The sequence below is a fragment of the Zobellia barbeyronii genome (assembly GCF_018603515.1).
In the GTDB taxonomy this organism is placed as follows: Bacteria; Bacteroidota; Bacteroidia; order Flavobacteriales; family Flavobacteriaceae; genus Zobellia; species Zobellia barbeyronii.
In genome coordinates, this window is the sequence record NZ_JACATN010000004.1 from 561,878 (window position 1) to 574,814 (window position 12,937).

General features: G+C 37.0%; 7 protein-coding genes, 1 tRNA gene and 1 pseudogene. 5 read left to right on the plus strand and 4 right to left on the minus strand.

All coding sequences use genetic code 11. From position 1 onward, the window contains the following. The first annotated feature begins 84 nt into the window (after positions 1–84). Positions 85–1,329 (plus strand): 3-deoxy-D-manno-octulosonic acid transferase, encoded by a 1,245-nt coding sequence (locus HW347_RS14945; RefSeq protein ID WP_162524432.1) that lies wholly within the window; start codon positions 85–87, stop codon positions 1,327–1,329. Between the two features lie 367 nt (positions 1,330–1,696). Here the strand turns inward: HW347_RS14945 and HW347_RS14950 are convergent, their stop codons facing one another. After that, a complete protein-coding gene (locus HW347_RS14950) occupies positions 1,697–2,548 on the minus strand; it encodes a sugar phosphate isomerase/epimerase family protein (protein ID WP_214612780.1) in 852 nt (283 codons plus the stop codon). A 348-nt stretch (positions 2,549–2,896) separates the two neighbouring features. Here HW347_RS14950 and HW347_RS14955 point away from each other — a divergent pair, with 348 nt between their 5' ends. After that, a complete protein-coding gene (locus HW347_RS14955) occupies positions 2,897–4,096 on the plus strand; it encodes a fumarylacetoacetate hydrolase family protein (RefSeq protein ID WP_214612565.1) in 1,200 nt (399 codons plus the stop codon). A 329-nt stretch (positions 4,097–4,425) separates the two neighbouring features. On the opposite strand, the pseudogene HW347_RS14960 reads toward HW347_RS14955, so the two are convergent. Together HW347_RS14960 and HW347_RS14965 are read right to left on the minus strand one after the other, a co-directional pair. Next, positions 4,426–5,784 (minus strand): annotated as a pseudogene (locus HW347_RS14960) (ABC-F family ATP-binding cassette domain-containing protein); the annotation flags it as partial. 41 nt (positions 5,785–5,825) lie between these two features. Beyond that, positions 5,826–7,445, minus strand: a complete 1,620-nt coding sequence (locus HW347_RS14965; protein WP_214612567.1) for a carboxylesterase/lipase family protein — start codon at positions 7,443–7,445, stop codon at positions 5,826–5,828. A gap of 403 nt (positions 7,446–7,848) precedes the next feature. Between HW347_RS14965 and pta the strand changes: the two genes are divergently transcribed. Beyond that, on the plus strand, positions 7,849–9,936 hold the full coding sequence (gene pta / locus HW347_RS14970) for a phosphate acetyltransferase (protein ID WP_214612568.1): 2,088 nt from the start codon (positions 7,849–7,851) through the stop codon (positions 9,934–9,936). A 5-nt stretch (positions 9,937–9,941) separates the two neighbouring features. After that, entirely contained in the window at positions 9,942–11,126 is a 1,185-nt protein-coding gene (locus HW347_RS14975) for an acetate/propionate family kinase (RefSeq protein WP_214612569.1), read from the plus strand. A 207-nt stretch (positions 11,127–11,333) separates the two neighbouring features. On the opposite strand, the gene HW347_RS14980 is transcribed toward HW347_RS14975, so the two are convergent. Beyond that, a tRNA-Leu gene (locus HW347_RS14980) sits at positions 11,334–11,415 on the minus strand. 114 nt (positions 11,416–11,529) lie between these two features. Here HW347_RS14980 and HW347_RS14985 point away from each other — a divergent pair. Continuing rightward, positions 11,530–12,918, plus strand: coding sequence for a dipeptidase (locus tag HW347_RS14985; RefSeq protein ID WP_214612570.1), 1,389 nt, complete (start codon positions 11,530–11,532; stop codon positions 12,916–12,918). Positions 12,919–12,937 lie beyond the last annotated feature (19 nt).

Below are 12,937 nucleotides of genomic sequence, written 5' to 3' on the forward strand. Positions count from 1 at the left end.
AATTATATAAATCGAAACAAAAATACGAAACCATGCAGTACAATTTTATGTAAAGAAGTGTAATTTAGCCCAAAATATGAATCAGTGCACAGCATCTATAATGTGATTGTTCAGATTTCTTGGTTCTTCCTGAAAATTCTGGCTCTTTTTAATTCTAAACTAAAGCTGTTCGTTAACGGCCGAAAGCATTCCTTCTACCTACTTGATAATGCCATTTCCAAAGATGACAAAACTCTTTGGGTTCATGCCGCATCATTAGGCGAGTTTGAACAGGGACTTCCCATTATTGAAAAACTTAAGAACGAATACCCTGCCCATAAAATTGTACTTACCTTCTTCTCCCCATCCGGATATGAAGTGAAAAAAAATACTTCTGCGGCAGATGTAGTTGCCTACCTTCCTATGGACACGAAGAAGAATGCCGCTCATTTTGTAAAAACGGTACATCCTGATATTGCCATTTTTGTTAAATATGAAATTTGGCCCAACTACATGAAAGCGTTGGAAAAGAATAAAGTTCCATCTATTTTAATTTCCGCCATCTTTAATAAAAGCCAGGTGTATTTTAAAGCCTACGGCGGATTTATGAGAAGTACACTTCGTAAATTCTCGAACTATTTCGTTCAAGATGAGAATTCAAAAAAATTGTTAGAATCCATAGGCATAAAGAATGCACAGGTAAGCGGAGATACTCGCCTAGATCGTGTTTCTGAAATCCTAGACCGAGATAACAGCTTAGATTTCATGGAAGCTTTTAAAAATGATAAACTTTGTTTTGTTGCAGGAAGCACATGGCCTGAGGATGAAGCTATATTAATAGACCATATTAATCATGCTCCTAAGAATTTAAAATATGTACTGGCACCACATACCATTAAAAAAGATAAAATTTTAGGGCTTGCAGGGGCATTTACCAAAAGGACCACACTTTACTCAAAAATTGATAGTAATAATTTGCGCGATTATGATGTTTTGATAATTGATACTATTGGTCTTTTGACAAAAATTTATAGCTACGCAGATATAGCGTATGTAGGCGGTGGGTTTTCCACAGGACTACATAACACCTTAGAACCTGCCGTTTTTGGCATTCCCGTTATTATAGGACCAAACTATGACGGTTTTAAAGAAGCGGAGGATTTAGTGAAACAAAAAGGTATCTCTCCAATAAAAGATCAATGGACTTTTGGTGAGCTTTTAAAGAAATTTCTAGATAGTCCAGACTATAGAAAAAAGACTGGTGAAATAAATGCTACGTATATTTCCAAAAACAAAGGTGCTAGCCAAGAAATAATGAACCACATTAAAGAGCTCATCCAAAAATCTTAACAAAAGGTTGTTTTCTAAAATCAGTATTTTTCTACTGAATGCAAATTACACTTCATCGTTTTTTTGAACAGTTCAACTGATGAATATACTAAACATGAGATAGTTAAGTCAATTATTTAGCAAAAATTAAGGTTTGTATTTATTAATTTCTTAAATTTAAGGAAACCTAATACAAATGGAACAACAACTAAGTGGCGGAGTAAAAATACTCAATGGATTTCTTCGACTTATGATTGCCTGCCTGGTATTTATTCTATTAGCAGTACCGGTAGCTCTCGTTTTAGATTTAATCGGGATTTTGTAACTCCATGAAAAAATTTAATTGACCAAGCATAAAAAAGGCCCTCATAGAGGGCCTTTTAATTTATTACAAAGTAGCTATTATTCCTTTAATGTAGCCAATTGATTCCATCATACCAGGTAAAGGGTCATCCCCTTCTGCTTCATATTCCAAAGCTAAAGTTCCTTTGTAGTTTAACTTTGAAACTGTTTTTAGAAAAGCAGGAAAGTCTATAACACCACGACCAATAATACAGGTTTGTCCATCTAGCTCTGAAGCCGTTACATCTTTTAAATGAATATCAAAGACCCTATCAAAGAACTGGGTCACATCCTGGGAAGGATCTCTTTTTATACGTTGCGTATGCCCTATATCTACACATAGCCCCATTCGCTTATCCCTATCTTTAATTTTTACATAAGCACTTTCTGCACTTGGGTATACCTTATCTCCTGGTCCATGATTATGAATGGCAAGTTTAATATCATATGATTTTACCTTTTTCTCTACATAATCTAGAAGGTTATGACTAGGCACACCAACAATCATATCAAGCTCCGCCATTTTAGCATATTCAAAAGCTTGGTCTACCTCTTCTTCAGTTGTCATATAGATGACACCAGCTCCATAAAAATCAACTCCTTTTTCTTTACATTCTGCAACGGCACTTTTTATCGTGTGCGCACCCGAATCTAGCGGTAAATGCATGCTCTTGAATGTAATCCGATTTAAACCGCACCTCAGCGTCATATCCAAGGCCTTTTCACGTGTAAATTCCCGAAGGGTATATGAAGCAACCCCAAGCTTCAAATCGGATTTTAGGGTATTACTATTTTCTTTCAAAGTTGCAGCGTTTGCGGCTATAGGAAAGGAAAGAGCCCCCATACCCAATACACCAGCAGATGTGCGCTTAATAAAATTTCTTCTGTTTGCTTTCATATGTTTTGTTTGTATTTTGGTTTTTAGTCGATTTTGGTCTTAAGATTATGATCTGCTATTGAACTTCTTTTGATTTTGTTATCCATAAATAAAATTACCTAGTGGGATTGTTCTTAAAATGATAAACAAATTCACTTTAACTGTCTATTTACAAACACCTTAAAGCGATTTTTTACATCTTTCAGAAATTACGAAATAATCATAATAAGGTCATTAAATATATAACACTTTTAAACTTTCTGCAATTAGATAGGGAATACCTTAACATAACTCCTAGTTTCAATACGAAATCCCAAACATCCAAACTAGCTTATTATTCGTATTTTAAATGACCAACAACAGTACAAAATGAAATATATTGACTTGAATCACCTTATTCCGCAGTTAGCAGAAAAAGGTACATGGATAGGCAGGTGCATGGTTCCTGCAAAAAAAGCGCATAACGGCATAGCCGGACCTCATGTAGTCTTGGCTACCAAAGGAAAAGTTTACGACCTTTCTGCGCATTACAATTCCACTAGCGAATTAATAAATAGTAAGAATCCGGTTGCTACTTTAAAAGCTCTAAAGGATTTACCTAAACTTGGTAACCTAGCAGACATATTGAAAAACTCTTTATATTTCAATCAAAATCCAAATCTTCCTTATTTAATCGCTCCAAATGATATTCAGGCTATTAAAGCATGTGGAGTAACCTTCGTTAAAAGTTTACTGGAAAGGGTCATTGAAGAACAAGCTAAAGGAGATGCTAGTGCAGCCAAGGAAATACGTAAAACCATATCTACTTCGTTAGGTAAGGATTTAAGCAAGGTGGTACCGGGTTCTCCAGAGACCAAAAAATTGAAGAAAGAATTACAAAAAAAGGGACTATGGTCTCAATACCTTGAAGTGGGCATTGGAAAAGATGCCGAAATTTTCACTAAGGCCCAACCTTTATCCGCTGTAGGATTTGGAGCTGAGATAGGGGTTTTAAAAAGTTCGAAATGGAATAATCCTGAACCAGAAATTGTGCTGGCCGTAGCATCTTCTGGTAAAATAATCGGAGCCACCTTGGGCAACGATGTAAATCTTCGTGATTATGAAGGCCGGAGCGCATTACTCCTAGGCGAAGCAAAAGATCAGAATGGTTCTTGCGCCATTGGACCTATGTTTCGTTTATTCGATGAGAAGTTTACACTAGATGATATAAAAAAATCTAATGTGCAATTTTCCATGGAAGGAAAGGATGGTTTCACTACATCTGGAAGCAATAACATGAAGGAAATAAGCCGTGCTCCAGAAGACTTAGTAGCACAGGTAATTGGCAAAAACCATCAATACCCAGACGGATTTGTGCTTTTCTTAGGCACCATGTTCGTACCTACCGCAGACCGTAATAAAAAAGGATTAGGCTTTACTCATAAAAAGGGTGACCAAATAACTATTTCAGCATCGCATTTAGGCACACTTACGAACTGGTCCAATACTTGCGATAACATACCAAAATGGAAATTTGGCATTGGTTCTTTCACCAACTATATCTTAAAAAGAAATTCTAAGAAATTTTAGACTAGGTAAGTTGAAAATAGAAGTGCAGAGTTAGTTTAAGTAGCTGCCCATTACTTCATTAAGTTTATCTCCGCAATGCTTTTAATTCTATTGCGCTCTAAGAAGGCATCAATAGTTTCAAAATGTTCAATTACCCTCTGGTTCTTAAACTCAAATACCTTTTCAGATAGTCCTTGTAGAAAATCACGATCGTGAGACACCAAAATTAAAGTCCCATCATAGGTTGATAATGCTTCCTTTAAAACATCTTTTGATTTTAAATCCAAATGATTGGTAGGCTCATCTAATATTAAAAGATTCACTGGTTCTAATAACAACTTAACCATAGCTAGTCTAGTTTTTTCTCCACCAGAAAGCATACTTACTTTTTTATCGATATCATCACCACTAAACATGAACCTGCCTAAAATGTTCTTTATCTGGTTACGGATATCACCAAAAGCAACCTCATCTACAGTTTGAAAAATGGTCAATTCCGGGTCTAATAAAGAAGCTTGGTTTTGAGCAAAATATCCAACTTTAACATTATGCCCTAATTGACAGGTACCTTCTACAGGAATCTCACCCAAGATAGCTTTGATCATTGTTGATTTACCTTCTCCATTTCTACCAACAAAAGAAACTTTTTCTCCTCTAGCGATAGACATATTGGCGTCCTTGAAAACAATATGATTTTCATAGGATTTAGAAACAGCTTCAACGGTTACGGGGTAATCTCCAGAACGCGGTGAAGGTGGAAAACTCAATCTCAAGGATGACGTATCTACTTCATCAATTTCAATAATCTTCAATTTCTCCAGCATTCGCTCACGCGACGTAACCTGATTGGTTTTTGAATACGTGCCTTTAAATCGTTCAATAAAGGCCATATTATCAGCTATATATTTCTGTTGTTCTTGATAAGCTTTAATTTGATGAGACCTACGATCTTCCCGTAATTGTAGGTAATGGGAGTAGTTGGCTTTATAATCATAAATCCTACCCATTGTTACCTCTATAGTACGATTGGTAATATTATCGATAAAGGCTCTATCATGAGAAATTACCATAACCGCATCTGCTTTGTTCAATAAAAAATCTTCTAACCAAATAACCGATTCAATATCAATATGGTTAGTAGGTTCATCTAGCAAAATAAGGTCTGGCTTTTGCAACAGGATTTTAGCCAATTCTATACGCATTCGCCAACCACCACTAAATTCATTTGTTTGTCTTGTAAAATCTTCTTGCCTAAAACCCAATCCTTTTAAAGCCTTTTCTACTTCAGAATCATAGTTAATATCTTCTAAGGCATAATATTTTTCACCTAAATCAGAAACCTTTTCTATGATAGACATGTATGCATCACTCTCATAATCGGTTCTGGTTTCCAGTTCTTTATTGAGTCTTTCCATTTCATCACGCATGGTAAAAACGTGCTTAAAAGCTTTAGCCGCTTCCTCAAAAACGGTGCAATCATCTTCAGTTAATAAGTGCTGTGGAAGATATGCAATAACGGCATCTTTTGGGACGCGAACATTACCACGTGTACCTTTTTGCTCTCCAGCTATAATTTTCATCATTGTAGATTTCCCAGCTCCATTCTTACCCATAAGGGCAATCTTATCGGTAGGGTTAATTACAAAAGAAACATCACTGAACAAGGTAGTACCACTAAATTCTACCGCTAAATTATCTACTGAAATCATGTTGCTGAATTTAAAAATGCAAAACTAGCAATAAGAAATGGTTAGTTTCCTTTTACCAGTTCAAAAAGTTCTTTATCCAACTGTGGTTTTACAACACTGGTAGTATTAAAATGCATTGTAGCTGTATTAGTAGTATTGTAGGCTGGCCAATCAGGTAGTCCAGAATGATTGGGATTTCCGTTTTTGGCAAAATTTATCCAAGCTTGACTCATTTTACCCGCTAAGACATGGGCTTCTTGTCCACCACCTGTCATCTGATTTGCAAGAATAATGTTGTCAAATACAAACGGAAGTTCCATACAATGTAATGCTTTATATTTCCCATCAAAAACGGGAGACTGCCATGTGAAGAGGTACATAAATACGGGCGCACCATCTTTTAAGCTGGATTTAGAATTAGCCTCAGCCACAGCTCCCGGCCTGAACATGGTATCTACATCCAGCAAATCTTTAGCCGCTGTATCTTCTGGATATGCTTTTTTAACCGCTTTAATATAATCCTCAGCCTTTTCCTTGTACGTCTCCTTAATATGATTGATTATAGTTTCATCGGAAGCTCCTACGAAACGCATATTGGCAAAAGGTGCAAATTCATTTTTAGCAGTTCCGATTAATAAGGGAATATCTTTTGAAAGTGCCAACGCCTCTGAAGAATTTACCTGATATGGTAAAACAATGCCGTCTTTACTTGGGGCCCAATTCAACCCAAAACCAATAATAGTTTTTCCTTCCGCTTTCATTTTCCCTTCCACTACTTTTAAAGCCTTACTACTAGCGTCTGCCAAGGTCTGAAAAGGAATGTTTTGAATACTATCTATAGTTGCAGCATTCAACCCTAAAATAGAAATAGTCTCTTTAGCTATATTCTGAGTAACCTCTTTCTCTAATAACGCTGTTCTAAAGGAACCACTTTGATTGACTGCTTTATGAAACAAACCATTAGCTTTAGGCATTGCCATGAGGGTATTTACCTTTGCGCCGCCTCCAGATTGTCCAAAAATGGTTACATTATTTGGGTCACCCCCAAAGTTTGAAATATTATCCCGTACCCATTCCAACGCAATAACCATATCAGAAATACTATTATTAGCCGAATGCTTGTATTTTTCGCCGTAGGCGGATAAATCTAAAAAGCCTAAAACATTCAACCTGTGATTAATAGACACCACAACAACATCACCCTTTTTACTCAAATTAGCGCCATCATAAGAAGGTAACTCATGGCTAGACCCGGCAGTAAACCCACCGCCGTGAATCCAAAACAGGACCGGTCTCTTTTTGCCGTCATCAATACCAGGTGTCCAAACATTTAAATTCAAACAATCTTCATTGGTATAGCTCCAGTCATGATCAAAAACAAATTCAGCTTCATCCTGTACCGATGTTGTTGGTGTCAACAATGGCGCCACAGGACCGTACATGGTTGAACTTCTTACACCTTCCCAAGATTCTGGTTTTTGGGCGACTTCAAATCGTTTTGCCTGAGCATAGGGTATTCCCTTATAAGTAAAAACCCCTTTTTCTATATATCCACGGACTTTTCCTGAATTGGTATTTGTTACGGCCATATTTTCCCCTGTCCGTATTTCTGACTGAGCACTCAGTAAGTTTGTGAAAAGGATAATTCCAAAAGAGACCAAAGTGATGCTAATTTTTTTCATTTTGCTGAGTGTATGTTGAGTTGCTATTCTTGTGCTCCGTAATTATAAATTCCAATTATGTCCAATGTAAGGAAAAAACAAATTTCCTCTTCAATGCGCCTCCTCATTTTGAGTATAGAACCTATATTTTTCTATTCAAATTTCAATGCTTTTCCAGATAAAAAAGAACAAGCGAAAAAGGTAACAATAAACCTCATTAATTAGCTGAATTTATACGATTCAAAATTGATAAACGACCAAATTTCCATCTGATTTTTAATAAAAATAATGTTAAATTATTAAAAAGGACTTAACTTGTAAATTATGGCAAATGAACTTTAAAATAGCTGTATTTACCCTTATATTAAACGCTTTGCGGCAATTTCAATGACAAAAATCATATTATTAATAAACAATTAAAGTTATGACAAAAGCACTTTATGTTGCTGCTTTAGAATCTCATAGTGGTAAGTCAATAGTTGTACTTGGTTTGATGCAACTTTTACTTGGAAAAATGGCAAAAGTTGGCTATTTCAGACCTGTAATTAGTGATGTTCAAGAAGGCGAAATTGACAACCATATAAACACGGTACTTTCTCATTTTGATTTGGATATTCCGGTAGAAGATGCTTACGCTCTTACCCAAAGTCAGATGGTTGAAATGTTCAACGATGGGAGAAAAGGAGACATTCTTGACTCTATTATATCTAAGTACAAAGAACTTGAGCAACGGTTTGATTTTATCCTTGTAGAAGGAAGTGATTTCTCTAGTGATGGAAGCGTAATTGAATTTGATTTAAACATAGACATTGCCAAAAATCTTGGTATCCCCGTTATTCTAATAGATAATGCCAAAGGCAATAGCCTAGAGGAATTTTGCGGTAACCTTGGTTCTGCCGTTAACACTTATATCAAAAAAGATATTGAACTCATTGGCGTGGTAGCAAATAAGCTCCGACCAGAGAATATAGACATTGTAAACAAGAGGCTGAATCTTGAACTTAAAGATAAAACAGTTGTATTTGCAGTTCCTAGAGTTTCAAATCTATCTCACCCAACCATTCGTGAAATTTTGAAAGCTCTTAATGGAGAGGTTTTATTTGGCGCAGAAAGCTTAAATAACCAAACCGGAAGTTTTGGTGTGGGCGCTATGCAATTACACAATTACCTAAATCACTTGCATGAGAATAGCCTGGTCATTACCCCAGGAGACCGCTCAGACATTATATTAGGTGCTTTGCACGCCAACCTTTCTGACAACTACCCAACTATTTCAGGGATTGTATTGACCGGAGGAATTATTCCTGAACCCTCCATTTTAAAGCTATTGGAAGGTTTTGAAACCCATGTACCTATAATTTCTGTAAAACAAGGCACGTTTGACACTACCAATGCCGTAGGTAATATTAAATCTAGGATTTACCCGGAAAGCAAGCAAAAAATCGCGACATCAATTTCACTTTTCAACTCTTATATTGATGGTGAATTATTATTAGAGCGATTAAAAACTTATGAACCAAAAGGGACTACGCCAAGAATGTTTCAGTATAACTTGGTACAGCGCGCCAAAACTTCTAAAAAGCACATTGTTCTTCCAGAAGGGGAAGATGCTAGAATTATTGAAGCTGCTAGCGAGTTGAGTACTTTGGGTATTGTTAAAATAACTCTTTTAGGAAATAAAGAAAAGATTGAAAAGAAGGCTATGCAGTTAGGTTTTGACCTTTCTCATCTATCTATCCTTGACCCAGGAACCGCACCAAATTTTGAAAGCTATGCCAACACTTTTTATGAATTAAGAAAGCATAAAGGTGTAAATATGGATATTGCAAGAGATTCTATGTTAGACGTTTCTTACTTTGGCACCATGATGGTATACCAAGGAGATGCAGACGGTATGGTTTCAGGAGCCGTCCACACCACCCAACATACCATACGCCCAGCATTACAGTTCGTAAAAACCAAGCCAGGTATAAAAGTAGTATCCTCGGTATTTTTTATGTGTTTAGAAAATAGAGTTTCCGTGTTTGGTGATTGCGCCATTAACCCTAATCCAACAGCAGAACAATTGGCAGAGATTGCTATCTCGTCCGCAGCGTCCGCTGAGGCTTTTGGAATTAAAGCTAAAATTGCCATGTTATCTTATTCTTCTGGTAGTTCAGGAAAAGGAGATGATGTAGACAAGGTGAGATTGGCAACTGAACTCGTAAAAAAATCAAATCCTGAATTACAGATTGAAGGCCCGATACAATATGATGCGGCCGTAGACCCGTTAATCGGTAAAAGTAAACTCCCTAATTCTGAGGTTGCGGGACAAGCTTCCGTCTTAATATTCCCAGATTTAAATACAGGAAACAACACCTATAAAGCGGTACAAAGAGAAACCGGAGCCGTAGCAATCGGTCCAATGTTACAGGGGCTTAATAAACCCGTAAACGATTTAAGTAGAGGTTGTACGGTAGAAGATGTTTTTAATACAGTAATCGTAACTGCTATTCAAGCACAAGAAAAATAATAATTATGCAGATTTTGATTGTCAATTCAGGGAGTTCCTCAATAAAATTTCAAGTAATTGAAATGCCTTCCGAAGAAATTATTTGTAAAGGTTTGGTGGAGCGTATCGGACTTGATAACGGTAAAGTACATTATACTGCCAAAGAAAAATCTCATGTGGAGTCATTGACCCTTGCAGACCATAAAGAAGGTTTACGGGCAATCACCAATTTATTGATGCATGATATTCATGGTATCCTGAAGCATCCAGATGAAATTGATGTTGTTGCACATCGTGTAGTGCATGGTGGGAGTAAGTTTGATCAACCCACCAAAATTGATGAAAGCGTAGTAGCAGAGATAGAAAGACTGGCTTCTATAGCTCCGCTCCATAACCCTGCTAACGCAACCGGAATTAGAGTAGCCATAGATATGTTTAAAAATGCAGGACAGGTTGCTATTTTTGATACGGCCTATCATCAAACCATGCCTGAAAAAGCATATCGCTATGCAATTCCTAAAAATCTTGCGGATGAAAACCGTATTCGCGTATATGGCTTTCATGGTACTAGTCACAAATATGTTTCGGAACAGGCTATTGCCTATTTAAAAAAACCAGCGAACAAAATTATAAGTATCCACCTAGGTAATGGTTGTAGTGCTACAGCTATAAAAGACGGTAAAAGTATAGACCATTCCCTTGGCTTTAGCCCTACGAACGGACTCATTATGGGTACGCGTAGTGGAGATATTGATCATTCCGTAATTTTTCATCTTATGAATAGTTTAAAAATGACTTCTGAAGAGGTCAACTATTTGTTACAGAAACAAAGCGGACTTTTAGGCCTTACTGGATATTCCGATTTACGCGAAATACAAAATGGCGCAGAAGAAGGAAATAAAGATTGTCAATTAGCATTAGCCATGACCGCCTATCGTATTAAAAAGTTTATTGGTACTTATATTGCCGTGCTTAACGGTGTAGATGCTATACTCTTTACTGGAGGTATAGGAGAAAACTCAAATGTACTTAGAGAAATGGCCTGTAAAGACATGGAAGCATTAGGACTTCACATAGATGATCAAAAAAACAATCAAAGAAGTTCCTCTATTTTTGAGATTCAGAAAGATGAATCTGAAGTTAAAATTCTTGTTGTCCCTACTAATGAGGAATTAGAAATAGCTAGACAAACTTATGCGTTGGGGGCGTAAGCACTAACTTTTGTGGAAAACAAGGCTTGTGTTTGCACAGATTATAGAAAATATTATTTCTTTCAAAATAACAAAACCCTTTCAGTGTTCTGAGAGGGTTTTATCGTTATACTGGTTGAGAGACTTCTCATCTCCCCTTATTAGTTCTAATATTTAAAAACACTCCATAAAAAAAAGCCTCTCAGTTTCCTGAAAGGCTTCTCGTTGTACAGGCGGAGAGACTCGAACTCTCACACCTTGCGGCACTAGATCCTAAGTCTAGCGTGTCTACCAATTCCACCACGCCTGCATTTCCAATATCAAATTGGGATGCAAATATAATGCAAATTTTCAATTCTCTAAACTTTCCGTCATTTAAAAACGTTCTTTTTTGTATTTTTAAAATACACCCTAAATTTGCTCCATGCAAAACGTACAAGATTACATTTCAAAAAACAAAGAAAGGTTCTTAGATGAACTCATACAATTATTGCGTATTCCTTCTGTAAGTGCCGACTCCGCCTTCTCTCAAGACGTAATCGACACCTCAGAAGCAGTAAAGACTGCGCTAGAAAATGCAGGTTGCGACACGGTCGAAATTTGCGAGACAGAAGGTTACCCAATTGTCTACGGCGAAAAAATAATTGATCCTGCCCTACCTACAGTTCTGGTATATGGTCATTATGACGTTCAACCGGCTGATCCAATAGACCTTTGGAACTCGCCTCCGTTCGAGCCTGTTATCAAAAAAACAGATACACATCCTGAAGGTGCCATATTTGCACGCGGTGCTTGTGATGACAAAGGCCAGATGTATATGCACGTAAAGGCATTGGAATTCATGGTGAAAACCGACCAATTGCCTTGTAACGTAAAGTTCATGATTGAAGGCGAAGAGGAAGTTGGCAGTAACAACCTAGCCGTTTTTGTTGCCAATAACCACGAAAAACTAGCTAATGATATCATTCTAATTTCTGATACCGGTATGATTGCGAACGATGTTCCTTCAATAACTACCGGCTTAAGAGGCCTTAGCTATGTAGAGGTAGAGGTTACTGGTCCAAATAGGGATTTACACTCCGGACTTTATGGTGGTGCCGTAGCGAATCCTATAAACGCTTTAACCAAAATGATTGCTTCGCTTCATGATGAAAACAATCATATTACCATTCCTGGTTTTTATGACAAAGTAGAAGACCTCTCTAAAGATGAACGCGCAGAAATGGCAAAAGCACCCTTTAGCCTAGACGCATATCAAAAAGCACTGAACATTACATCCGTAGATGGTGAAAATGGATATAGTACCAATGAACGTAATAGCATACGCCCTACGCTAGATGTAAACGGAATTTGGGGCGGTTACATAGGCGAAGGCGCAAAAACCGTAATAGCCAGTAAGGCCTATGCAAAAATATCTATGCGTTTGGTTCCTAACCAAGATTGGCAAGACATCACCCAATTGTTCAAAACTCATTTTGAAAGTATAGCACCTAAAGGAGTTACCGTAAAAGTAACACCTCATCATGGCGGACAAGGGTATGTTACACCTATTGACACCATTGGTTACAAAGCTGCTTCCAAAGCATACGAAACTACTTTTGGTAAAAAACCTATTCCACAACGTAGTGGCGGTAGTATTCCTATTGTAGCATTATTCGAAAAAGAATTGAACAGTAAGACTATTCTAATGGGCTTTGGCTTAGATAGCGATGCTATTCACTCACCAAATGAGCATTTTGGAGTTTGGAACTACTTAAAAGGTATTGAGACCATACCTTATTTCTATCAACACTTTACAGAAATGAGCAAGTAAAATAAAAAGGGGAATCAAC

Bases quoted from the DNA above. Each gene is read 5' to 3' on its own strand.
- HW347_RS14950 (WP_214612780.1), bottom strand. From the start codon at position 2,548: ATGAAAGCAAACAGAAGAAATTTTATTAAGCGCACATCTGCTGGTGTA.
- HW347_RS14955 (WP_214612565.1), top strand. From the start codon at position 2,897: ATGAAATATATTGACTTGAATCACCTTATTCCGCAGTTAGCAGAAAAA.
- HW347_RS14965 (WP_214612567.1), bottom strand. From the start codon at position 7,445: ATGAAAAAAATTAGCATCACTTTGGTCTCTTTTGGAATTATCCTTTTC.
- pta (WP_214612568.1), top strand. From the start codon at position 7,849: ATGACAAAAGCACTTTATGTTGCTGCTTTAGAATCTCATAGTGGTAAG.
- HW347_RS14975 (WP_214612569.1), top strand. From the start codon at position 9,942: ATGCAGATTTTGATTGTCAATTCAGGGAGTTCCTCAATAAAATTTCAA.
- HW347_RS14985 (WP_214612570.1), top strand. From the start codon at position 11,530: ATGCAAAACGTACAAGATTACATTTCAAAAAACAAAGAAAGGTTCTTA.